A 25,837-nucleotide genomic window follows, 5' to 3' on the forward strand; every position below is an offset into this window, starting at 1 on the left:
AAACTTTCCCAATTTAATGTTGAGAAAGTTTTGGTTTTTATTATTCTAGTAGTAATCACTTTTTAAAGTTATAGAAATTTAAAAATAAAGTATTGTATACATGTAAGTATGATTAAAAATGAAAAGTTGTAAATGCTAAATTTAATTAAATACGCCTTACTCTCTTTAACATTGGCCTGAATGAATAGTTTATAGGAGATTACACTGGCTAAAGATGCGATAATTGTTCCGAGCCCTCCAATATTTACTCCTAGTAATAAAGCTTTCCAATCAGAAGTAAAGTTTGATAGAAGAATTGAAGTAGGAAAATTGCTAATCAATTGACTCAAAAATATGGAACTAAAGAAGACTGAAGTATCTCCTCTTAAATTAGCGCGAGCAAATGTCTCCAGCGCATCCGAATGGGAAATGTTTCCGATAAAAATAAAAAAACAGACAAAGGTTATTAGAAGAAAGTAATCGATCTTAAATAGTAAGTTTCTATCTAACGTAAATGCTGCCATCAATGTGACTATTAGCGCAATGTAATAATTAATAACACCAAAAATAGATGCAATGATAGTGATAAGTATCAAAATCCAGACGGTAGCTTTTTTTCGATTTTTCACGGTAATAACAGGTAGTTCTATTTTCAAATCTGTTTTTTGAAGTTTTTGAGTAAATATAAATAACAAACTAATTCCAAGTACAGCTAAAAGCAGGATTGAACCTAAAAATGGGATGAGCTTAATTCCATAGTAAGAATATAGGTATAAATTTTGTGGGTTTCCCATAGGCATCAAGCTACTACCGATGTTTGCCGCAATTGTCTGCAGGATGATTGTATCCGTCATGTTCATTTGTGTTTTTTTACTAATGACAAGTGTTATTGGTACAAAAGTGAGGAGAGCAACATCATTTGTTACAAACATGGAGCAAATAAAGCATAACAAAATTAGAATAATAGATATTGACCTGCTGTTATTGCATGTATTTAAAATCGCAACGGCAAGTTTATCTAATATCTTTAGCTGTTCAAAGGCCTTAATGGCCACCATTAAATTAAATAAGCTAATTAACACTTCAAAGTTAATATATTCGATCTTTGGTGAATGTATTAAGCAGCTTACAATTGCTAGTATCAGTGAAATGGTAAGTACTAAATCCTTTTTTAAAAATTCGAATTTCATAAGGAGTCTTTTTTTATTTTGAACGAATACAATTTCTTTCACAATACACCACCTGTAGTCTATGTTAGTAAATATACGTTTTTGGGGATAACTCAATATTGTTAGAAAAGAGGATGTCATAAGGTCCTAAATAAGAGTTTTGTAATGTTTCATCCCTCCAAAAAAATTAGTGTCTTTAATGTTGTAAATATGTGCAATATAGATGAATTCCACTAGGGGGATTAATTGATAAAACAAATGTTTTTTGTATGATACCATAAATAAATTAAATGTTTTATTTTTTTAATATTCTTACAATATTTCATTGATTCTTGATTTCAAATACTTTATATGAAGTTCTAAAAGAGAAAAAGTATGCATGTTTTTATGAAGAAAATAGAGGCTTGTCAAAGATTAGGTAGAACCGAATCTGCGACGTTTGGATACTGTATAAAATTCACAAAATCTCAGTGTTTTTTAGATAAAAAAACTTAAAATATTTTTTTGTTTTTATAAAAACCTGTACTTTTTCGTAACATTCTGTACTTTTAATTATAAATTAAAGACAAGGTTCTCTTAGTTGAAGAGTGAAAGCGCTTTATAGATTTTTCGTGAAGTTTTTACCTAGCCTATTTTTGAGATTAGTAGTGAGAAAGGAGATATTTCCATGTTCTTGAGAAAATTAACAAAAAACCACTTAATCACTATTGATTATTATGATTTAAATCACCGGTAAACGAAACAAACATAATAGTACAACAATGTTAGTGGATAAAAATATTAGTTTGCAGAAAGGGGTAGAGCATCCGTTTGTATAAGCATTAAGTACTTCAAAATTTCAGTTTTACGGTTACATGTTGTGATGTTTGCTTAAACAGGCCAATCCGATTCATATAGAAAATTTTTATCCTTGTTGTATTTGAATATGAAAGAGGTATTTATACCAGGAAATATAGGTGATTTTATATAGATTATGATAGATAAATTTTGGCATGGAGTGATGATATGGAAAGGTTTTTTGTAGAGTTAGTCGGATCAACAAATGATTTTTTATGGTCTAAATTGTTAATTATTATGCTTGTTATTTGCGGAATTTATTTTACATTTAAATTGAATTTTGTACAGTTTCGAATGTTAAAAGAGATGGTCCGTGTATTAATGGAGGGGAAAAGTGGTTCTAAAGATCAAATCTCTCCTTTTCAAGCGTTTTGTATTGGTATGGCAGCTCGCGTTGGAACAGGGAATATCACAGGAATTGCGATTGCAATTGCATTAGGTGGTCCTGGAGCTGTATTTTGGATGTGGATTATTTCTATTATTAGCTCGGCCTCCAGTTTTGTCGAAAGCACATTAGCACAAATATATAAAGTAAAAGATAAAACTGGTTTCCGCGGTGGTCCATCCTATTATATGGAAAAAGGGTTGAATAAACGTTGGATGGGAGTATTATTCTCTATTTTAATCACAATTACTTTTGGTCTTGTATTCAATTCAGTACAATCCAATACGGTTACAATCGCTTTTCAAAACTCATTTGGTACAGATCGTCTAACAGTTGGGATAATCATGGCCATTGCTTTTGCTGCAATTATCTTTGGTGGTGTACAACGTATTGCAAAAATGGCTGAATACAAGGTGGTATTTTTAGCGGTATTATACATTGGAGTTGCATTATTTGTTGTAGTTACCAACATATCAAAAATGCCGGAAGTGCTTTCTCTTATTGTTCAAAACGCATTTGGTTTTAAACAAATAGCAGGCGGTTCAATTGGTGCAGCACTTATGAATGGAGTTAAACGTGGTTTATTTTCAAATGAAGCTGGTATGGGAAGTGCACCAAACGTTGCCGCAACAGCAACAACAAGCCATCCGGTGAAACAAGGACTGATTCAAGCATTTGGTGTATTAACGGATACACTAATCATTTGTACTAGCACTGCCTTTATTATTTTGCTGTCTGATGCATATAAACAACCGGGGTTAAATGGTATTGCACTGACACAAGCAGCATTAAGTGAACACATCGGTCCTTGGGCATCGGGTTGTCTTGCTATCTTTGTTTTTTTATTTGGATTTGGTGCGTTAATTGGCAACTATTATTATGGTGAAACAAATATTCGCTTCTTACATACAAGTAAAGTGTGGTTAATGATATACAGAATAAGTGTATTGGCTATGATTGTATTTGGTTCTGTTGCAAAGATTCAAATTGTATGGGATTTAGCGGACTTATTTATGGGCTTTATGGTTATTATTAATTTAATTGCTATTACCTTACTTTCAAAAGTAGCATTTGCGGCGTTACAAGATTATATAAACCAGAAAAAAGCTGGTAAAGATCCTATTTTTTATAAAGAAAACATTAAAGGGCTTGAAAATATTGAATGTTGGGATAGTTATGAGAAAACTTCAAAAAAGAAAAGTGTGTAATAAGAAGGATATTCAGACTGCAATATGTCTGAATATTTTTCTTGGTTCTAGTGCAAATATTATTGATTATAGTAAAGAAAAAATCATTCTATATAAAGTTAATAGTACGGGGGAATATGATTACATGATAAAGGATTCTAGCGTTCAAGTTGAGGGTCAAGAAAAAGTTTGCTTAGATCAATGGGTAGCTCATTATCGAACGTATGCAGCTAAGGGACGAAGTGCCAGTTATATTCCAGCTCTGGGGGAAATAAATGTATCGCAGTTAGGTATTTGTATAGTAAAGCCAGATGGAACAATGATAAAGTCAGGAGATTGGGAGATACCTTTCACATTACAAAGTATATCAAAAGTAATCGGTTTTATAGCCGCTTGTTTAAGTCGCGGTATTTCTTATGTATTAGAACGAGTTGACGTAGAGCCAACTGGAGATGCCTTTAATTCAATTATTCGTTTAGAGATACATAAACCAGGAAAACCTTTTAATCCTATGATTAATGCTGGAGCGATTACGATAGCTTCACTTTTGCCAGGGACATCGGTGCAAGAAAAATTAGAATCTATATACGTATTAATTGAAAAAATGATAGAGAAGCGTCCCACTATTAATGAAATAGTATTTCAATCAGAATGGGAAACGGCTCATCGTAATAGAGCATTAGCATACTATTTAAAGGAGAACGGTTTTCTAGAATCAGATGTGGAGGAGACACTAGAGGTTTACCTAAAACAATGTTCGATTGAAATAAATACAGAAGATATTGCCTTAATAGGGCTTATACTGGCACATGATGGATATCATCCTATTCGCAAAGAACAAGTGCTCCCTAAAGAAGTAGCTAGGTTAACAAAAGCTTTAATGCTTACTTGTGGAATGTACAATGCTTCTGGAAAATTTGCTGCTTTCATTGGATTACCAGCTAAGAGTGGGGTATCCGGCGGAATTATGACACTTGTTCCCTCAAAATCTAGGAAGGATTTATCGTTCCAAGATGGATGTGGTATTGGTATTTACGGACCAGCCATTGATGAGTATGGGAATAGTTTACCAGGAATTATGTTGTTAGAACATATTGCAAAAGAATGGGATTTAAGTATATTTTAAAAAGGAGCACAGATATTTTGGTGTTAGAGCGAGTCCAAAAGTGTTCAGACCTTATATTGTGTCTGAACATTTTTAAGTTATAAAGTATCTTTCTAAAGTAGAAGAGTGTAATGAATACTCACAATCTATAATGCTTTCGTTTATATCTTATTTATCAGTTTTTGAAAAAAATAGAGTAAGTATTGTATTAATGCAAATAGGTTTGTATACTGACTGTTAGGCGAAAGTGAGAAGTGATTATTTTGAATCTTAGTAATTTAGTAAAAAAAGACATCTATATTCTCATTTTAATGATACTTACAGTACCCTTAGTAGGTGAGATAAAGTCATTTCCTTTAAATGAAACATTTAGAATGAGCTTTGGTGCACCAACATTTTTCTTTTTTTTGTTATTGTTTCGACGAGTTCCAGCATTTTTACCGGGTTTTTTAACAGCGATAGTCGTGGTAGTATTTCGTATCTCAATGGATGTCATTATAAAGGAAAATATGGATTGGCTAGCCGCTTTTCATACTCACTATCCTAGTTTTTTCTTTTATTTTACTTATTCGTATCTCTTTCATTTAGCAAAAATCAAACGTTTTTATAATCAACCACTAATGATTGGTTTTATTGGTTGCATGATTGAAATACTGTCAGACTGTGTGGAATTAATGATTCAATATTTCGTATTAAAAACATCGATCACATCCGAGGCAATAAATGAGATCATTGTTATCGCATGTTCCCATAGTTTTATAGTTCTAAGCTTTTTCAATATGATGAAATTGTATGAAGCGCAATCAAGGGAGAGACACATAAAGAAACAAAATGAACACATGCTCATGCTCATCTCTAATTTATATGAAGATGCTGTTCATTTAAAAAAAACATTACAAGATGCTGAGAATATAACAAAAAAATCCTATGATTTATATAAAACTTTAGACTCTTTTGAGCACAAACAGATGGATTTTCAGTTTGGGGATTTAAGGCAACAGGCATTACAAATTGCTGGTGAGGTCCATGACGTTAAAAAGGATAACCAACGTATTTTTGCGGGACTTTCAAAGCTAATTTCTGATGAAAGTTTTACAGATTATATGTCTGTACATGAACTAGTAAATATCATTATACGGGCAAATACGAAATATGCACGGTTGCTAGAGAAAGACATCCAATTTGTGTATAAAATTGATGGTGTGCATCCTCATTATCATATTTACACAATCTTATCTATTATAAATAATATCGTTACAAACGCTGTAGAAGCTATCCAAGGTATGGGAACCATCACAATTGACATTAATAAAGACCACCATTTTGTTGAATTTCGAATAGGCGATAATGGTCCCGGTATTTCTTCAAAATATAAAGATTCAATTTTTGAGCCTGGGTTTACTTCTAAATATGATGATTTAGGCAATCCATCGACAGGTATCGGATTATCGTATGTTAAAGAAATGGTCGAACAACTTGAAGGTGATGTTACGCTTGAGGACAGAACCGAAGGAAAAGGATCAATTTTTATAATTAGATTAAGGATTGATCATATAATTTCGAAAGGGTGATTCTATGTATTTTTATATAGTAGATGATGAAAAAGCGGTTCGCTCAATGTTGGCTCAAATTATCGAGGATGAAGATCTTGGGGAGGTTATAGGAGAAGCTGAGGATGGTTTATCTTTAGAGCAACAAATGCTAATCCTTAAAAATATAGACATTTTATTTATCGATTTGTTAATGCCGATTCAAGATGGAATAAAAACAATTCGTCAAATAAAACCTTCGTTTAAAGGGAAAATCATCATGGTCTCTCAAGTAGAATCAAAAGAATTAATTGCTGATGCTTATTCGCTTGGCGTTGAATACTATATTATTAAGCCGATTAACCGGATTGAAGTATTAACAGTTGTTCGGAAAGTCATTGAACGAATTCGTTTGGAAAAATCGATAAAAAACATTCAAGAATCGCTTAATACGGTACTAAAATTGGATAGTAATTCAAGTGTGCAAGAAAAATACCGTAATGAAAAACATTTAAATACTTTTAATCATTTTCAAAATTCCATTCATTTTCTTTTGTCTGAATTAGGAATAGCCAGTGAAAGTGGAAGTAAAGATTTAATGGATATGCTAGATTATTTATATAAATATGAACAAGATAACACGTTGGAACAAGGTTTTCCCTCACTAAAAGAGATTTTTATGAATTTAGCTCAAAAAAAACTTGGGGATTCAGCTGAAGATACCGAATTAAAAAGGTTCATAGAAGCTTCCAAACAACGGATTCGGAGAGCAATTTATCAATCATTAAACCATTTAGCATCCCTTGGACTTACTGATTTTTTAAACCCGAAGTTCGAAAATTATGCTTCTAGATTTTTTGATTTTACTACCGTAAGGAGAAAGATGACAGAATTGAATAATGAACCAACATTACCTGCTCGTATTGATACGAAAAAATTTATTCAAGTTCTTTATTTTGAAGCAAAACGAATACACTTGGAGTTAAGATGATAAACTTTTGCTAATTATTATTTTCAATTGATAGATTGATAATTGTTTTCATGTTATTTGTTTTATATAGTTTTTCTAAGAGAGGACTTTCCTTTATTTCATATTGGTTTTAAAGTCAGAAAATTCCGTATCGATTCGGTAGAAGTGTATGAACTTAGAACAAAAGAATATGTATTTTTTATTTTTTAAACATTAATATTCATTAAAAAAAACGAGTATTTTCACAATAAAATATAAATACATAATAAGTTGAATTTAAAAAAGATGCTATCTTCTAGCATCTTTTTTTCTTTAAGAGGAAATATCATCGATCCTTATATTATTTAAAATTCAAATGTGGGCATATAAATAAGGGAAAAGGAGATAATATCTAACAAATTATAATTGGAAATGGTATTTTAGGTCAGAAATGTTTTTATACTAACTGGTTATTGGTGCTAAATAAGCATAATGTCTCGCTTTTCTGCTCTTTAATCTTATCGTTATTTTTTATTAAGTACATATCGTTTTTTAGAAATCTCAATCCTAGCAGAGTATATAAATTGGGTGATAAAAATGTGGAACATAATTACTTCTTATCTTCCAGGTTGGAAAGTCTTTGTACAAGCTTTTATCTTGTTTTTAATTCCGTATACTATCTCAAGATTTTTTCATTGGGTTCGTATGTCAGAGAAAGAGTGGGAAGAATGAGTTGGTGGAAGTCAAGAGACAAACAAGTGAAAAAAATAATATTCAAAGTAAAACGAAACAAGAATATAAACCTTCTCAAAATACAATCGTTCATTTCACAAATGATTTTGCCTCTAACTTAGAACTTATAAAGCAACAAATCGGACATAATTCTGATGTTCGCTTTCGGAAGTTTAATATTGGACGCACAGATATTCAGGCTGGGATCGTTTTTGTTGATGGTCTATCAGATAAAGAGATAATTGACAAACATATTATGAAATTACTAATGGATGATTTTTCTGATGAATATAAAAATGAATCTTCTTATGTGGAGGGGACTGTTTCAAAAGAATATATTAATAATAAAGTTCTTACAATTAGTGAAGTAGCAGAAGTCCATTACATAAAAGATTTAATACCCAAAGTATTGATAGGTTCAACAGCTCTTTTAATTGATGGTTTAGCAGATGTGTTTATTCTTGGTACAACAAAAGCAAATAAACGAAACATGGAAGAACCAGTATCGGAGGCATTAGTCAGAGGTCCACGGGTCGGTTTTACTGAAGTATTAAGTGATAATACCTCACTTTTGCGAAGGCATTGTGCAGATGATAATTTATCATTAGTAAAGCTACCAGTAGGAGAACGTGCAAAGAAAGAGCTAGTTGTCGCATTTATTAACGATCTTGCTAGTACAGAATTGGTGGAAGAAATAAAAAATAGAATTCAGAAAATTGACATAGACAGTGTACTCGAATCTGGTTATATAGAGCAACTTATTGAAGATAATTATCTCAGTCCTTTTCCGCAGATTCAAAATACAGAACGACCTGATCGTGTTATTAGTGCTTTGATGGAAGGTCGAGTAGCTATTTTGTTAGATGGAACACCATTTGTTTTAATTGCTCCAGTTACATTTAGTATGCTACTGCAATCACCAGAAGATTATTATGAAAGGTGGCTTCCTGGTACACTTCTCCGCTTATTACGCTTCATGACAGCTTTTGTTTCATTATTTGCTCCAGCACTGTATATTTCTTTCATTTCATTTCATCCAGGATTAATTCCCACTAAGCTCGCTATTTCTATTATCGGATCGCGAGAAGGAGTTCCTTTTCCCGCTTTAATAGAAGCGTTAATTATGGAAGTAGCTATCGAAGTTTTACGAGAAGCAGGTTTACGTCTGCCTAAACCGATTGGACCGGCAATGGGAATTGTGGGCGGTTTAATAATTGGTCAGGCTGCCGTAGAAGCAGGAATTGTTAGTCCAATAATGGTTATCGTTGTTGCGGTAACAGCTATTTCTTCTTTTACTATTCCGCAATATAGTGTGGGAATTACGTTACGCATTCTTCGTTTTGTAGCTATGTTTTGTGCTGCGATATTTGGATTGTATGGAGTTATTCTCTTCTTTCTTTTACTTTGCAGTCATTTAGTGAAACTGAAAAGTTTTGGCGTTCCTTATACTAGCCCTGCTGTTCCATATCGATTCAGTGACTGGAAAGATTTTATGGTTCGCATGCCATTAAAAATAATGAGACGTCGACCGAAAATAATGCATACCAAAAAAACTATCCGCAAAAGGTAGCTGATGACGAAAGGAAGTGGCCTTCAGTGATTACTATACCTAAAGACCGAATAACAACTTCACAAGCAGTTGTTATTATTGTAAATTACATACTTGGGACAGGAATTCTCACTTTGCCCAGAGCATCTGTGGAAAAAGTGAAAACACCAGATGTATGGTTAAGTGTGATATTAGGTGGGATACTCGCAATGGTTTCAGGAGTAATTATGGTCAAATTAAGTCAGCAGTTTCCAGAAAAAACATTTTACCAATACAGTCAAGATATTGTAGGGAAATGGATAGGCAGATTGCTTAGTTTTCTTATTATAGGGTATTTTCTTACAACTTCAGCATTTCAAATTCGTTCAATGGCAGAAGTAATAAGCTTTTTTTTGCTAGAAGGAACCCCCACATGGGCTATTGTTATGCCTTTTATGTGGATAGGTCTCTATTTGATTATGGGTGGTATTAATTCAATTGCACGGATGTTTGAAATAATATTTCCTATTACTGTTTTTATTTTTTTAATCATTTCCTTTATGAGTATCGGAATATTCGAGATAGATAATCTCCGTCCCGTATTAGGTTTGGGAATTAAACCAGTGCTAGATGGGATAAAAACAACGTCTCTCGCATATACAGGTCCTGAAATTATGTTAATTCTTTTGGTATTTATGGAACAACGAAAGAAAGCAGTAAAAGCTATTTTAGTTGGAATTTCTATTCCGTTAATCTTTTATGTAATAACTGTTGTAATGGTCATTGGTGCATTATCAATTGATGGGGTTGTAACAAGAACATGGCCGACAATTGACCTTATGCGCAGTTTTGAAATTTCTGGTTTGATATTTGAACGTTTTGAATCTTTACTGCTTGTAATATGGATTATGCAAATATTTGCTACCTATACGATTAGTTACTATGCAGCTGCATTAGGATTAGCGCAACTCTTTAAAAAGAGTATTCATCCGTTTATTTTTGCTTTGATTCCAATCATTTACATCATTGCTATGACTTCGAAAAATATAAATGACTTGCTTAAATTGGGGGATATGCTTGGTAATGTTGCATTATTTTTATTTGGTTTACTGCCACTGCTTCTTCTTATTATTACGCGATTAAAAGGAGGAGTAGTGTGAAAAATAAATTTAATTATATGCGCTTCTATTTGGCTTTGTTAGGGACGCTTTTGCTTCTATTTTTAACAGGGTGTTGGAGCAGCAAAGAAGTAGAAGAGTTGAGTTTAACTGCAGGTATAGCACTAGATAAAGGGAAGGATTCAACAATTGAGAAAGAGGATGAGGAAGGAGGTTATCCTAAAAGAAATCTTATAACAGCTACTTATCAAATTGTCAGTTCGCAAGCACAAAGTAAAGGGAACGGACAGCAAAAACGTTATATAAATGTTTCTGAGACCGGTGATTCCATTCATCAAATTGTTCGTGAGTTTTCATTGAAAAGAGAGAGCACAATGTTCAGCCCACATTTAAAAAACATTGTTATTAGTGATAGTCTTGTACGTACATACAGTTTAGAACAATTACTTGAACAGTATCTCCGCGACAATGAAGTTCGGCTTAGCTGTATGATCTTAATTAGCAAGGGTCTAGCGAAGGAGGTACTGGAATCAAACAAAAAAGGAGAAATCCCAGCATTTCGTTTGTCTGGAATTGCAGATAATCGAAATAGAACAACAAGGATTTTACCTCCTGTATCGCTCGCTAAATTGGAAGGAAAGATGCGGTCAGGTTCCAGTTTTCTTTTGCAAAATGTAATCTCGATAAATGGGGAAACAAAATTTGCAGGAGCTGCTGTAATTAAAGGGAAAACAAAAAAGTTGATGGGCTTTTTAAATGAGCAGGAATTGGAAGGAGTAGTATGGATAAACGGAAAAAGGAATGGTGGTGTGGTAAAAACTTTTGATAAAGAATCAAAGAAACTCATTATATACGAAATAAAGTCAATAAAAAGCAAAATCATACCACATGTTAAAGGAAATAATATTTCCTTTGATGTAAACATTGAATCAGAAGGGCGTTTGTCTGAAAATTGGATGCAATCAGGAAAGGATTTTGAAAATGAATTTTTAAAAAGAGAAGAAAAAGCTATTGAAAAAGAAGTAAAGCACTTAGTACATCATGTTACAAAAAAAATACAAAAAGAATATCAAGTCGATATTGCGGGTTTTGGCAACCAATTAAGAATTAAGCACCCGAGAACATGGGAGAAAGTCAAAAAAGATTGGGATCAAACATTTAGTAAGGTACCGATTAAATATCATATAAATGTAACTATACAAGATTATGGAGCATCAAGTTTAAAACGGTGAGACGTCTCAATTGACCTTATATTTACACAAAAACAAAAAGTTACGGAAATTTTAATTTGAAAATTTTTGTAACTTTTTGTTTTTTTATGTCCTTCTTATTATAGATTAAAGAAATGATTTTATCCCGCTATTTGCCGGGCAGTAAAACCCCCACCTCAAAATTCAGCGAAAGCAAAGAAGTTATTAGAGGTATATGTAAGCTTTATATAGGAAGGAGAATGTTTAAATTCTATTGATAAACCCAGTAATTGTAATAGCCCTTATTTAGAATAATAATTTCAAAATTAATAAAACTTAGAGTAGAAGGAGCAAGAGCAAATTATTATGAATAAACAAATAGGATTCATCGGATGTGGAAACATGGGTATTGCTATGATAGGTGGGATGATTAAAAAAAATATAGTTTCTCCAGATCAAATAATTTGTTCAGATTTAAACGTCATTAATTTAAAAAATGCTAGTAATGAATATGGCATAACTATAACTACTAACAATAATGACGTCGCTAACAGTGCTGACATTTTAATTTTATCAATCAAACCAGATTTATACTCATCAGTAATTAACCAAATAAAAGATCAAATAAAAAATGATGTAATCGTTGTAACTATTGCTGCAGGAAAAAGTATTAAGAGCACTGAGAATGAATTTGGTAGAAAGTTAAAAGTTGTTAGAGTAATGCCTAATACACCGGCACTTGTTGGAGAAGGAATGTCTGCGTTATGTTTTAATGAAATGGTTACAGAAAAAGATATAAAAGAGGTACTGAACATATTTAATATTTTCGGCCAGACGGAGGTCGTAAATGAAAAACTAATGGATGTTGTTACATCTATTAGTGGTTCTTCTCCAGCATATGTGTATATGTTTATAGAAGCCATGGCAGATGCTGCTGTACTTGGCGGTATGCCGAGAAAACAAGCTTATAAATTTGCGGCTCAGGCTGTATTAGGTTCTGCAAAAATGGTATTGGAAACAGGAATACATCCAGGTGAATTGAAGGATATGGTTTGTTCTCCAGGTGGAACGACGATAGAAGCTGTAGTAACGCTAGAAGAAAAAGGTTTAAGAACAGCTATCATTTCAGCTATGAAACGTTGTACGCAAAAATCTATGGAAATGTCTAGTTTAACTAGTAAGTGAGAAGCGAATTTATATAATATTTCAAATCTATTTAATGTAAAAGAAATATTATGAGGCTAGTTAATAACTAAGTAAATTTATATACAACACTAACGAGAAGAACAAACCTTATTTTAAAGGGGATACAGAAAATATGAGTAATTTACTAAAAAAGAAATCCGTTACACAATTGTTAGAGCATAATCAAAGCAAGACCTTAACGAAAACATTAGGAGCATTTGATTTAATTATGTTAGGGGTAGGCTCGATAATTGGAACGGGAGTTCTTGTGTTAACTGGATTAGTAGCAGCAAGAGATGCTGGCCCAGCAGTTATCTTTTCATTTGTACTTGCAGCAATTATATGTGGATTTATAGCATTATGTTACGCAGAAATTTCTTCTGCGCTCCCGGCATCTGGTAGTGTATATACGTACTCATATGCAACAATTGGTGAGTTTGTTGCTCATCTAGTAGGTTGGTCTTTACTGTTAATATATATTGTGGCAACAGCGGCTGTCGCTGCTGGATGGACAGGCTATTTCCACAATTTAATAAAAGGATTTGGATTAGAGATACCTAAAGCTCTAGTAACGATTCCTTCACATGGTGGTATTGTGAACCTACCAGCAGTAATCATTACATTGATATTAGCATGGATGTTATCCCGTGGTACGAGGGAAAGTAAACGAATCAATAATATAATGGTATTGATTAAAATTGGAATGATTTTGTTGTTTATTACAGTTGGTATATTCTATGTAAAACCAATGAACTGGGTACCAATTGCACCATACGGCTTAAGTGGAGTTTTTACGGGGGGAGCAGCTATTTTATTCGCTTTTACGGGTTTTGATATATTAGCAACTTCAGCAGAAGAAGTAAAAGATCCGAAACGTAATCTTCCCATCGGTATTATCGCATCATTAATCATATGTACAATTATTTATGTTATGGTATGTCTTGTTATGACAGGAATGGTTTCCTATAAAGAATTAAATGTTCCTGAGGCGATGGCTTATGTAATGGAAGTTGTAGGACAAGGAAAAGTCGCTGGTGCAATTGCTGCAGGTGCTGTAATTGGCCTTATGGCTGTTATTTTTTCCAATATGTATGCGGCAACACGAGTATTCTTTGCAATGAGTCGTGATGGATTGTTACCGAAATCATTTGCGAAAGTTAATAAGAAAACTGGAGCACCCACTTTTATCACTGGATTGGCAGGAATAGGGAGCTCTATAATAGCTGGGTTTATTGACTTGAAAGAATTAGTTAATTTAGTTAATATCGGTAGTTTGGTGACGTTTGCGTTAGTTTGTCTATCAGTTATTATCCTCCGTAAATCACACCCAAATTTAAAACGTGGATTTATGGTACCTTTTGTACCTGTATTACCAAGCGTTTCAATTGTATGTTGTTTGTTTTTAATGCTAAATTTACCGTTAAGGACATGGGTGTACTTTAGTATTTGGATTACTATTGGGGTAGTAATATATTTCCTTTACTCAATAAAACACAGTAATTTAAATGAGGAAACGATCTCGAAATTACATGATAAAATTGCGAGATAATAACGATCGAAAATTTTATTAATAATCATATTGATAGTTGAGTAACATAGAAACAGTTTTTTGAAATTTAGCAAGAGATAAAATAAGAGATGCTAGGGCAGCTAAGTACTTTTTTAGAAACCTTGCTTGTTTTTTACGATTTAAAACTGCTAAGGAGAGGGAGAAGTATGAGTGAATTGCATTTTATGAGTCTAGAAGAACTGGATAATGAATTGGAAAAATCTGACAGTGGTATTTATTTCATTAAAGATTATAATGACAATATTATTTATGTAGGCAAGGCTTTTAGTATAAAAAGTAGAGTGTTAGCTCATTTTAATAGTTATTCCAATATTAAGGAATATGTACATTTATTTAATAAAGTAGCGTATCTCATTGAAGATAGTTTGTTAAAACGCTCATTGTTACAAGTTACGTATATGATTAAATATAAACCAGTATTAAACAAAGAAGTCCAAAAAGAATTCCCAGAGTTATATAATCAATATATTAAGCAAACAAATAAAAAATCTATGTTGTTAGAAATTGATGAAGCTAAAGAAAAAAGGGATGAGTTAAAGAATAGATTAGTAAAATTAGTGGGTGGAAAAACTATGTTTTATGACATAATTTCTCTGTTAAACAATGGATATAACTATCATGTCCTCGCAAAAGTATTGAGCATAGAACTTCAAACTTTAATTATAATAAAAGAACACCGAAATAAATTCCCGATACCACATAATTATAAGAGGACAATAAAACATCAAGATATAATGTATGCTTTATCTGGAAAAAAGAATTTAAGTACTTCAAGGTTAAACACTTAAATTTAAAATAGTAAATTCGTTGCTTTTAGCACTTCAACTAGACTGTGCCCCCGAAAGTTAGAGGAGTCGGTTTATTAGATAGCCTCTGGGATATGAGCCTAGTACAATGCTGGGTTCATACCTTTTAATTTTCCCTTGATTCTTTCATGCTTATAGCACTCTATATACTTTGCTAATTCTTGTTTGAAATCTGTTATACTTTCAAATTCTTTCAATACAGAAATAGACATACAAAAACGCCATTCTTTCTTATAAATCTACAGAAAGAATGGCGTATTCTTCAAAAGTGAGTTCCTTTATTGAAAAGCTTTAGTTCTATATGACAGATAAAAGGGCAAGCAGCGCTAAAATAGCGGGGAGTCCTTGTTTCACGATAATTGATTTATTGGATGTGAAACCTCCGAAAATAGCTGCTACCACCACACAAATGATGAAAAATAATTGAATCATATAACCAATGGGATTGTTTCCAAGTATAAGTCCCCAAATGAGGCCAGCTGCTAAGAACCCATTATATAAACCTTGATTTGCAAACATAATGGCTACGTTTCGATCTCCTTCTAAATGCTTCGGCAATTTGAAAGCGCGTTGTGCTACTTTTGAATTAATAAAAAACATTTCGAGAATCATGATAAATAAATGCTCTAATGCTACGATTCCTACTAAAAGAGCTGCGATTATTTCCATGCTATTCTGTCTCCTTTAATCCTTAATATAAATTTTATACTATTTCCATTTTGCAATTCTATCAACAGGGAGAAGATATGAAGCATATCCTTCGTCGGCTACTATATCAAAAGATAGAAGTAGAACTGATGCATAGCGCTCTTTTTCCAAACGAAAGAATGCATTGCTATTTTCCTTGTCATGTCCTCTGATTGGATTTGGATTATACATATGTGCACGTGCTGCCAGCATGAACTGCATGGAGAGAAGTACTAGATCAATCAGTGTAGTTCCGCGATTTTTCTTGGCATGGAAGTTTTTGGGGAAGAATATTTTTCATATGTAAAATAACAAAATGTAATTTATAAATATGAAGTTGATAAAATGAATTCGGATTAATAATATTCCCCAAGCTAATCCTATATAAACCGTTTACAAATTAATTATCTAAGTATTTCTAAGTTTAAAGAGTGCAGTGTCTTCGTTCTTTAGTTAATCAATTTTCAAATGTTGATTCAATATTTTCTATTCTCTTGGAACTTAGTTCTCGTTTACTTCTCACAAAAGCAATAAAATCAATTATCTCTTCTGTTGAAAGTACTTCTCCATCTATTAAAAGTGTTGAATCTGGATCGTTTAGGAGTCTTGTAATATCAATTACATCTTTGTTTTGATGTGAATGTTCAATTCGACCTAATATATAATCTACAGACGTATCAAATAAATCTGCTATTTTAGATAAAGATTGTAATGAAGGTAATCTATAACCATTTTCATAACCAGCATAGGTGCTTTTCGCAATCCCAAGTCGATCTGCTGTCTCTTGTAAGGACCATCTTTGATTTTTTCTTAATTCAGATAAACGTTCCAGCATTCGTCTCATACCCCATCTAATTTTATTAAATTAATTATAACATAGAAAAAGAATCAAGAACAGAAAAAAAGTACGCGTATTGAATACAAAAACTTGATTAATTCAAATTAAGTTATATAATGATAAGTATAAGTACGCATTTCGCGAACGATATATCGTTGTTTATTTTATGGAGGGGTTGTGTATGAAGAGAATTTTATTACTTGCAACTGGTGGGACAATTGCATCTGTGGAGGGGAATGAAGGGCTTGTTCCAGGATTGTCCGCTGAGGAATTATTGAATTATTTTTCGAGGTCATCCCGAAACTTAGAAATAGATTGCAAAATCTTAATGAATATTGATAGTACCAATATGCAACCTGAGCATTGGAAAGAAATAGCTAATGCTGTTTTTAATCACTATGATGACTATGACGGGTTTGTGATTACACATGGAACGGATACGTTAGCTTATACATCTTCTGCGTTATCTTATATGCTTCAAGGTTTAAGAAAACCAGTTGTTTTAACAGGCTCACAAGTACCTATTAGTTTTAAAAAGACAGATGCAAAGAAAAATGTAGCTGATGCTCTTAGATTTGCCTGTGAGGATGTTGGCGGTGTGTTTATTGTTTTTGATAGTAGGGTGATTATTGGGACGAGAGCAGTAAAAATGCGAACAAAAAGTTATGATGCATTTGAAAGTGTGAATTATCCATATGTTGCTGAGATAAATGAAGATGAAGTGAAATATCATTGGAAGCCAACTTCCTCACATAATGAACTTTCAATAGATACTAATTTATGTACGGACGTTTTTCTTATGAAATTGTATCCAGGTACAAAGTCAGAGATATTTGATTGTTTAAAAGATTTGTATAAAGGGATTATTATTGAAAGTTTTGGTAACGGTGGATTACCTTTTGAAGGAAGGAACTTGCTTTCGAAAATTCAAGAGTTGACTGAAATGGAGATTGCTGTAGTGATTACTACTCAATGCCTGGAAGAAGGAGAAGACATACTTCTCTATGAAGTAGGACGGAAAGTGGCGCAACATCAAGTAATATTATCTGGAGATATGAATACGGAAGCCATCATAGCAAAATTGATGTGGACGCTTGGAAAAACTAATAAATTAGAAGAGATTAAAAAAATTATTGAAGAGCCTTTAGCCTACGATTTAACAATAAAATCTGATAAGGATTGGTAATAACTTCATATGATTTATTTAGGTTTTACATTTAATATGGGGGAGAAATTAAAATGTCAATGACAAACAAGAACATGCGAGTGGAGAAGGATTTTTTGGGAGCAAAGGAATTACCCATTAAGACATATTACGGAATTCAAACTTTACGCGCTGTTGAAAATTTCCCGATTACAGGGTACAAAATTCATGAAAGTTTAATTAGATCATTCGCAATTGTAAAAAAAGCAGCAGCACTTGCAAATACAGATGTAGGTAGATTGGAATTGAATAAAGGCGGCGCGATCGCAGAAGCTGCTCAAGAAATTCTAGATGGAAAATGGCACGATCATTTCATCGTCGACCCAATTCAGGGCGGTGCAGGTACTTCAATGAACATGAATGCAAATGAAGTCATTGCCAATCGTGCTCTTGAATTATTAGGAATGGAAAAGGGAGACTATCATTATATTAGTCCAAATAGCCATGTGAATATGGCACAATCAACAAACGATGCATTCCCAACGGCGATTCATATCGCGACATTAAATGCGTTAGAAGGCTTATTACAAACGATGGGTTATATGCATGATGTATTTGAATTAAAAGCAGAACAATTCGACCATGTTATTAAAATGGGTCGTACGCATTTACAAGATGCTGTACCAATTCGTCTTGGACAAGAGTTTAAAGCGTATTCTCGCGTACTAGAACGTGATATGAAACGTATTAAGCAATCACGTCAACATTTATATGAAGTAAATATGGGAGCAACTGCAGTTGGTACAGGCCTAAATGCAGATCCAGAGTATATTGAAGCAGTTGTAAAACATCTTGCTACAATTAGTGAATTACCGCTTGTTGGTGCAGAAGATTTAGTGGACGCAACGCAAAATACTGATGCGTACACAGAAGTGTCTGCAGCACTTAAAGTATGTATGATGAACATGTCTAAAATTGCGAATGACCTTCGCTTAATGGCATCAGGTCCACGTGTTGGTTTAGCGGAAATTATGTTACCAGCTCGTCAACCCGGTTCATCTATTATGCCAGGGAAAGTAAATCCTGTTATGCCAGAAGTAATTAATCAAATTGCGTTCCAAGTAATTGGTAACGACCATACAATTTGCCTTGCTTCAGAAGCAGGACAATTAGAATTAAATGTTATGGAACCAGTACTTGTTTTCAACTTACTTCAATCTATTAGCATTATGAATAACGGTTTCCGTGCCTTTACAGATAATTGCTTAAAAGGAATTGAAGCGAATGAAGATCGTTTAAAAGAGTACGTTGAGAAAAGCGTAGGAATTATTACAGCCGTGAATCCTCATATCGGTTATGAAGCAGCAGCTCGCGTTGCGAATGAAGCAATTGCAACAGGTCAATCCGTTCGAGAACTTTGTGTGAAAAATGGTGTATTGTCACAAGAAGACTTAGAGTTAATTCTAGATCCATTCGAAATGACACACCCAGGGATTGCAGGAGCATCTCTTTTAAAGAAAAAATAAATAATGAAGAAACGAAAAGAATCAAAAAAAATCAAAAAAGGATTAGAAATGGTCTTATATGTTGCTCGTTTAGAAACATTTGAACAGGATTTTCATGTGGACAGATTGCAGTTATTTGGAATGATTGATTCTGCTATTCATGAAAATAAACATCTATTTATACGTAGTTATGTGTATCCAGAGGTAAAAGTAGAGCCGAATCTTATTGTAGAAACAGATAAGAAATGGTTTTGATTTATACTCAATCAAGTACTGTCAAATGCAATTAAATATTCATCAAGTAAGAAAGAAAAAGTATTAGTATCGGCGTGTTCAAAAGGACGAGCAATTATTTTGGAAATAAAAGATTATGGGGGTGGTATTCCTACTGCTGATTTACCATGTGTTTTCAATCCATTTTATACTGGAGAAAATGGTAGGAAATTTAAAGAGTCTACGGGAATGGGATTATATCTCGTTAAAGAAGTATGTGAAAAATTAAATCATAAGATTGAGCTAGGATCTGAGGTAGGTAAGGGAACAAAAGTTAGAATCATATTCCCGTATGCATCTCGTTAACCGATGAAAGGTATACTTTTCATCGGTTTTTCTTTTGAATCTTACAAACTTCTCTCTTCAAATGCAACTTAAGCGTAATTTAATTTTTTTGTAAATATGGAACAATGTCATTACTTACACTGTCTATTAAGCGTTGAAACATTTTTTATTTAATAAATTAAGAAAGGAATCATCATTTTTAACTAAGGGAGAAGATTGAATTGAAAAAATTATGGATGCTGTTTTTCATTTGTTTCGCAGTTATGTTAGTAGGGTGTAATAAAAACGAATCGCCCAAACAAGCATTTGAAGAATATGTTAATTTATGGAATGATAAAAAGTTTGCAAATATGTATGATCATTTATCAGATCATGCCAAAAAAACGATTTCTAAAAAAGAATTCACAGAAAAATATCAAAAAATCTATGAGGGGATTGGAGCTAAGAATTTAAAAGTTAAAACGAAAGGAGAGAATACGAAAGATAAAGAACGTTTTCTTTTTGAAGTTAAAATGGATACGGATGGAGGAACAGTTTCATTCATCCATGAAGTAAAACTTGTGAAAGAAAAGGAATCTTGGAAAATAGATTGGACGCCAGATTTCATTTTCCCAGGTATGAAAAAAGATTACAAAGTACGTATGCAAATAGAACAAGGAAAACGCGGAGAAATATACGATCGAAATGGAAAAGGGCTTGCAACGAACGGTAAAGCGTCTGAGGTTGGAATTATTCCAGAGAAACTAGGTGAAACAGCAGCGCAAACGAAAGAAATAGTAGCACAATTACTTGATATGTCTACAGAAGAGGTTGAACAAAAGCTCACAGCGAAATGGATAAAACCAGACTCCTTTGTACCAATTGGCATTTTAAAAGAGGGAACCAGACAGAATGATTATATTGAATTAGAAGGAGTTTCATCTCGCCCAATAAATATTCGTACGTATCCATTAGGAGAAGCAGCGGCACACTTAACAGGATATATAGGAAAGGTGAATGCAGAGGAGTTAAAATCGCTTCAAAAAAAAGGTTATCAAGCAGATGATTTAGTGGGTAAGACAGGTTTAGAAAAAGTATTAGAGAATAAATTGCGTGGTGAAAAGGGTGGACGCGTATTTATGGAAGATGAAAACGGGAAAGAGATTAAAAACGTAGCAAAAAAAGAAGCAAAAGAAGGGGAAAATGTTACGTTAACAATTGATGCTGCAATTCAAGAAAAAATCTTTAATGAGATGAAAAATGAAGCAGGATCTAGTGCAGCGGTCAATCCTAAAACGGGTGAAACAATCGCACTTGTAAGTAGCCCTGCTTATAATCCAAATATAATAGTTAGAGGAGCGTCAAAAGCCCAAAGAGAAGCATGGAATAACGACTCTAAACTGCCAATGATGAATCGCTTCACAAAAGCATTTGTACCAGGTTCTGTATTTAAAACGATTACAGGTGCAATTGGTTTGGAAACGAAAACATTAAATCCTAAAGAAGAATTTAAAATTCAAGGATTGAAGTGGACAAAAGATTCATCGTGGGGAAATTATTATGTAACACGTGTGAAGGAAGCTAGTCCAATTGATTTTGAAAAGGCAATGAAGTACTCTGATAATATTTATTTTGCTCAACAAGCTTTGAAAATGGGGAAAGAACAGTATGTAAATGAATTTAAGAAGTACGGATTTCATGAAAAATTACCAATCGAATACGAATTTCCTATTTCAACAATTGCAAAAGATGGGATAAAAAATGATATTCAACTAGCAGACACAGGATATGGACAAGGACAAGTATTAATGACGCCACTTCATTTAGCATTAACATATGCACCGATTGTGAATGAAGGGAATATTCCGTTGCCTCATCTGTTAAAAGAAGCAAAAGTAGCGGGGAATTGGAAAGAAAACGTGGTCTCTAAAAAGAATCAAGAGATAGTAAAGAGTGCATTAATAAAAGTTATTAATGACCCTGACGGCGCTGGGAGAATTGCTAAGGTTGATGGTGTAACTCTTGCTGGTAAAACCGGTACAGCAGAACTGAAGGAGTCGAAAGAAGCAGACGGAAAAGAACTTGGATGGTTTGCAGCGTTTGATGCAAATGCGCCAGACATGATTGTTACCATGATGATTGAAGATGTAAAAGGAAGAGGGGGCAGTAATGTTCCAGGCGAAAAAGTAAAACATGTTTTTCAGAAATAACACTAGATTATAAGGTGAAATCTTTTACTATATATATTATATGTATGCTTAACTCAATAGTATAAATTGGGCAAAACAAAGAACAATTAAGTTTTAAAAAAAGCATTCTCCCTACTTGAGAATGCTTTTTCTATGTTATTGTGGTTCTAAAAAGTTGATATCTTATCATTTTCATTATTTAAATCAAATTCTATTGTTTCAAAAGTGATTTTTGAAATAGTATTTGCAAGTACGGGCTGAATATAGAGTCTGTCATCGAAGAGAATGTAAAGGTGATTATGTAATAAAATGTATTGCATACCTTTACATTTTTCAGGAGAATTCTTCTATCAAAAAAAGATAAACAATGGAACAAATGAAACTTGTATCATGTCTATATATTGAAACCATATTAAAAGTGAGGGCAGTTTTATGTTTATTCAAATAAGTTTGAGGTGTGGAAATGGAACAGAAGTTTATTGGAAAATGTAATCATGATGAGCTTGACTATGTTATTAAAGACTATTGGCAAGATGTATGGAATTATTCATTTATTATTACGAAAGATCCACACTTATCAGATGACATCACACAAGATGTCTTTATAAAGGTTTTTAAACATTGGCATTCGTTTCGAAAGGAGTCATCTATTAAAACGTGGATATTAAAAATTACAAGAAATACAGCGATAAACTATTTGAAATCCTCTTATTTTAAAAGGATATCTTTAGTGGGATTTTTTAGTGACGACAAGCAGTCTTCCTCGGCAGAACAAGAGTTTTTTAAGCAAGAGGAACTAAATGAACTGTGGGATGTTGTATTAAAATTACCTAAAAAACACCGTGAAATACTAATACTGGACGCGAAATATGAATTATCTTATGAAGAAATGGCTGAAACATTAGGTGTATCAATTGGAACAGTCAAATCTAGATTAAGCCGAGCGAGAAGCAAAGTTTCAAAACTAATAGGGGAGGGTAGTAGTGATGAACAGTAAAAAAAATCCTGACTGGTATAGTAAATTGAAAAAAGGCCCAATGGAGCATCGGAAAGATGAAGAAGAATTTATTTATAAAATAAAGCAATCGGTATATCAAAATAGTGAAGTAGATTCTGTAACAAATAAGAGACCATTTCGTAAAAAAGCATTGTCTGTTGCAGTTGTTTTGGTTTGTACTATGTTATTTTTTATTGTTCAACAACCTTGGCTTGATGACAATAAATCACCGGTACAAAGTAGTACTCAAATTAAGCCGAAAACAAAAGATGAGTCTGCTCAAGATCCATCATTAAAACAATTTATGAATGATTTATATCAAAGCACAAATTCAAAAAATGAAAATGATCTGTATAGAGCATTAAATGATGAAGTTCTATTTAAAGGGAAGAGTTATAAGAAGGATGAATTGAAGTTTGATGAAGACATTTTTCATGAGTTGCAAGTCGCTCTTACAATGGGGGGAGAATTTGCAAATGATACAAAAAAAGTATACAAAGTACCAAGTGGTTTGACAGAAAGTAACCAACCAAAGCAAACGCATTTTATATATGCAACGGTTACTGGAAATAAAACAAAAATTTTAGCTGAACCAAAACGAGAATCACAGGTTGTATATGAAGTATCTAATGAAATGGTAAAAGCTTGGATTCCAGAAAAAGTGCAAAATGATGGATATATAAAAATATCGACAATTAACGGTAACACTGGATATGTACAAAAAGAGTATGTTTTAACTGATATTAAGTATTCATTCATGTTCGAAAAAAATGATAATGGTGAATGGAAAATAATAAATATAGATTCTATATGGTAAAAGAGGAAGGTTCACTTTAATGAACCTTCCTCTTTATTATTATTTTCTTTTTGAAGTGTATGCCAAGACTCTAAAATTTCTGATGTAACGAGAGCAGCAATGTTTTTTTCTGAATTACTACCAGGAATAACGACAGAAATGGCGATTTGTGGATCCTCGGTAGGAGCATATGCAATGAAAAGAGAATGATTTATCATTCTTTCTTGCTCGTTGGGAGAGCCTGTTATACCTGTTTTACCTGCGACATGAAAGGGCAAGTTTTTAATCTCCTCTATATTTTGACTCATTCCACCTTGCACGACACTCCAAAATTTCATAGGATAACGATTTGAACTTTCTAAAATTGGTTTAAACTTTTTTGTTTCCTTACCGTCAGGACTCATAATAGCACTTACGATTTGAGGTTTATATTTATCACCTTTACTTGCCAAAGTTGCTGCATATTGAGCGAGTTGAAGAGGGGTGTGCACTTCATTTCCTCCCCAAGAGGCATTTAATAAAGCGGAGATTCCATTTTCAAACTTATTAGATGGATGGAATTCATATTGTCCGTCTTCTTCAAAGGGTAAATCAATCCCGGTTTTAGAACGTAGGCCGAATTGCATTAAATAATCTGTCCATATATGTGCCACTTTTTCTATATTCCCATTATTTTTGTTGAATAAGGGCAGAGCTACTTTTGCAGTCATAAATGTATTAGATGAATTAATGATAGCCTGCCTCGGTGTAATCTCACCTGTTGGCGTTCCAGGTGCATTCGTAATGTTATTTTGATTATCATACTGAAAAGTACCCTTATCTAAATAAGTATCTTCAGGTTGAAAAAGCTTTTCGTTTAATCCAATTAAAATAGTAAGTGGCTTTATAGTAGAGGCCATATTTACATAAGATTCGCCATACTTTAATTTTTGAATTGCTTTATTTTGCGAAAGTGATTTAATGTCTTCATTTTTAGATGATACATGTGTATGTAATGTATTTGGATTAAAAACTGCCGAGTTGGCCATAGTTAAAATTGCGCCAGTTTTTATATCAGTTACTACGACATAACCAGCTTTAGCATCATGTATTTTTTTAATTTGAGATCGTAATGCTTCCTCTGTTTTTTGCTGCAATTTCGAGTCTAAAGCTAGCCGGACATCTTTTCCTCTTTGTACTTTTTGAATGTTCCATGAGAACTGTTTATTATTCATTTTAAAAATCAGAGTTTTTCCGGGTTTTCCTTTTAAATCATTTTCATATTGAAGCTCAACCCCACTTTTTCCCACAGGTCCATACTTAGAATTAAGTTCATTTTCTACATATCCAATTAGCTGTGAACCAATTTCTTGTTTTGGATAATATCGAATCCATTCATCTTTAATTATTACATTATTGGGTTTGTTCTTGTTTATGAATGTAAGTTCACTCTCATTTATGTCAGAGTATAACGGTATATCCTTCATAGTCTGCTTTTTACAAGATTGTTGTAATTGTGATTTTATGTCCTCTGCAGAAATGTCATGTTGAAGCTCGTTTGAAAATTGATTGAAAAAAGCTAATGTGTTTGATGTATCTTGATTCGATAGCTTTTCATCATTAGAAGTGCAATATATAGACTTAACTTTCTTATTTGTAGCTAGTATTACACCATTTTGATCGAAAATTTTTCCTCTTTCAGCTGAAGAAGTTGCGATAGTAATTGAAATGAAGTTGATTTTTACTAAAAGTAGTAAAATCAAACCTACAATAGAAAGAACCGCAAAAAATCTCCATCTTTTTATATGTAACATATAACCCTCCCTTGTGTAGCCTATTTCATCTTATAGTTAATTATTTTTTTTGTAAATGTGGAACAACTTTATTACTTAGGTT

Annotated in this window: 18 protein-coding genes and 4 pseudogenes; 16 read left to right on the forward strand and 6 right to left on the reverse strand. The window is 32.9% G+C overall.

All coding sequences use genetic code 11. The features are described 5' to 3' along the window. Positions 1-68 precede the first annotated feature (68 nt). Entirely contained in the window at positions 69-1,211 is a 1,143-nt protein-coding gene (locus MHH42_RS12395) for an anion transporter (protein WP_016108420.1), read from the reverse strand. 942 nt (positions 1,212-2,153) lie between these two features. Between MHH42_RS12395 and MHH42_RS12400 the strand changes: the two genes are divergently transcribed. The 10 genes and pseudogenes from MHH42_RS12400 to MHH42_RS12445 all read left to right on the forward strand — a co-directional run bounded on the left by MHH42_RS12400 (position 2,154) and on the right by MHH42_RS12445 (position 15,251). Beyond that, complete coding sequence (locus MHH42_RS12400) at positions 2,154-3,578, forward strand: alanine/glycine:cation symporter family protein (RefSeq protein ID WP_000439283.1); 1,425 nt, start codon at positions 2,154-2,156, stop codon at positions 3,576-3,578. A 124-nt stretch (positions 3,579-3,702) separates the two neighbouring features. Further along, positions 3,703-4,683, forward strand: a complete 981-nt coding sequence (glsA, locus tag MHH42_RS12405) for a glutaminase GlsA (protein ID WP_097838203.1) — start codon at positions 3,703-3,705, stop codon at positions 4,681-4,683. 233 nt (positions 4,684-4,916) lie between these two features. Further along, entirely contained in the window at positions 4,917-6,233 is a 1,317-nt protein-coding gene (locus MHH42_RS12410; protein WP_016108422.1) for a sensor histidine kinase, read from the forward strand. A 4-nt stretch (positions 6,234-6,237) separates the two neighbouring features. Then, positions 6,238-7,182, forward strand: a complete 945-nt coding sequence (locus tag MHH42_RS12415; protein ID WP_016108423.1) for a response regulator — start codon at positions 6,238-6,240, stop codon at positions 7,180-7,182. Between the two features lie 686 nt (positions 7,183-7,868). Then, a pseudogene (locus MHH42_RS12420) lies at positions 7,869-9,442 on the forward strand (spore germination protein). Between the two features lie 26 nt (positions 9,443-9,468). Then, positions 9,469-10,560 (forward strand): spore germination protein, encoded by a 1,092-nt coding sequence (locus MHH42_RS12425; RefSeq protein ID WP_000628607.1) that lies wholly within the window; start codon positions 9,469-9,471, stop codon positions 10,558-10,560. Then, complete coding sequence (locus tag MHH42_RS12430; RefSeq protein ID WP_016108425.1) at positions 10,557-11,750, forward strand: Ger(x)C family spore germination protein; 1,194 nt, start codon at positions 10,557-10,559, stop codon at positions 11,748-11,750. Before MHH42_RS12425 ends, MHH42_RS12430 begins: the two co-directional genes overlap by 4 nt. Before the next feature lie 324 nt (positions 11,751-12,074). Then, on the forward strand, positions 12,075-12,893 hold the full coding sequence (proC, locus tag MHH42_RS12435) for a pyrroline-5-carboxylate reductase (protein WP_070173187.1): 819 nt from the start codon (positions 12,075-12,077) through the stop codon (positions 12,891-12,893). Between the two features lie 133 nt (positions 12,894-13,026). Continuing rightward, on the forward strand, positions 13,027-14,442 hold the full coding sequence (locus MHH42_RS12440) for an amino acid permease (RefSeq protein WP_097838201.1): 1,416 nt from the start codon (positions 13,027-13,029) through the stop codon (positions 14,440-14,442). A 167-nt stretch (positions 14,443-14,609) separates the two neighbouring features. After that, on the forward strand, positions 14,610-15,251 hold the full coding sequence (locus MHH42_RS12445) for an excinuclease ABC subunit C (protein WP_097838202.1): 642 nt from the start codon (positions 14,610-14,612) through the stop codon (positions 15,249-15,251). A 98-nt stretch (positions 15,252-15,349) separates the two neighbouring features. Here the strand turns inward: MHH42_RS12445 and MHH42_RS32430 are convergent. The 4 genes and pseudogenes from MHH42_RS32430 to ansR all read right to left on the reverse strand — a co-directional run. Continuing rightward, a pseudogene (locus MHH42_RS32430) lies at positions 15,350-15,463 on the reverse strand (IS3 family transposase); the annotation flags it as partial. Between the two features lie 103 nt (positions 15,464-15,566). Next, positions 15,567-15,938: a DUF1304 domain-containing protein gene (locus MHH42_RS12450; RefSeq protein ID WP_000402496.1), complete on the reverse strand. Its 372-nt coding sequence runs from the start codon at positions 15,936-15,938 to the stop codon at positions 15,567-15,569. A 39-nt stretch (positions 15,939-15,977) separates the two neighbouring features. Beyond that, positions 15,978-16,226, reverse strand: a pseudogene (locus MHH42_RS12455) (nitroreductase family protein); the annotation flags it as partial. A gap of 187 nt (positions 16,227-16,413) precedes the next feature. Then, positions 16,414-16,791: an HTH-type transcriptional regulator AnsR gene (gene ansR / locus MHH42_RS12460; RefSeq protein WP_000893561.1), complete on the reverse strand. Its 378-nt coding sequence runs from the start codon at positions 16,789-16,791 to the stop codon at positions 16,414-16,416. Positions 16,792-16,975: 184 nt separating this feature from the next. Here ansR and ansA point away from each other — a divergent pair, with 184 nt between their 5' ends. From ansA to MHH42_RS12490, 6 genes and pseudogenes are all read left to right on the forward strand, one after another. Beyond that, entirely contained in the window at positions 16,976-17,980 is a 1,005-nt protein-coding gene (ansA, locus tag MHH42_RS12465; RefSeq protein WP_016108428.1) for an asparaginase, read from the forward strand. Positions 17,981-18,033: 53 nt separating this feature from the next. Beyond that, positions 18,034-19,464, forward strand: coding sequence for an aspartate ammonia-lyase (gene aspA / locus MHH42_RS12470; protein WP_016108429.1), 1,431 nt, complete (start codon positions 18,034-18,036; stop codon positions 19,462-19,464). 15 nt (positions 19,465-19,479) lie between these two features. Then, positions 19,480-20,022: pseudogene (locus tag MHH42_RS12475) on the forward strand (ATP-binding protein); the annotation flags it as partial. 200 nt (positions 20,023-20,222) lie between these two features. Next, positions 20,223-22,190 (forward strand): penicillin-binding transpeptidase domain-containing protein, encoded by a 1,968-nt coding sequence (locus tag MHH42_RS12480; RefSeq protein WP_016108431.1) that lies wholly within the window; start codon positions 20,223-20,225, stop codon positions 22,188-22,190. A gap of 442 nt (positions 22,191-22,632) precedes the next feature. Then, positions 22,633-23,166 carry an RNA polymerase sigma factor gene (locus MHH42_RS12485; protein WP_070173190.1) on the forward strand — a complete coding sequence of 178 codons (534 nt, stop codon included), beginning with the start codon at positions 22,633-22,635 and terminating at the stop codon, positions 23,164-23,166. Further along, entirely contained in the window at positions 23,156-23,983 is an 828-nt protein-coding gene (locus MHH42_RS12490) for an SH3 domain-containing protein (RefSeq protein ID WP_070173191.1), read from the forward strand. The genes MHH42_RS12485 and MHH42_RS12490 overlap by 11 nt, the downstream gene beginning before the upstream one ends. 11 nt (positions 23,984-23,994) lie before the next feature. On the opposite strand, the gene MHH42_RS12495 is transcribed toward MHH42_RS12490, so the two are convergent. Further along, positions 23,995-25,755 (reverse strand): peptidoglycan D,D-transpeptidase FtsI family protein, encoded by a 1,761-nt coding sequence (locus MHH42_RS12495; protein WP_340893440.1) that lies wholly within the window; start codon positions 25,753-25,755, stop codon positions 23,995-23,997. Between the last annotated feature and the right edge of the window lie 82 nt (positions 25,756-25,837).

The organism is Bacillus sp. FSL L8-0099 (genome assembly GCF_038006385.1).
Lineage (GTDB): Bacteria > Bacillota > Bacilli > Bacillales > Bacillaceae_G > Bacillus_A > Bacillus_A toyonensis.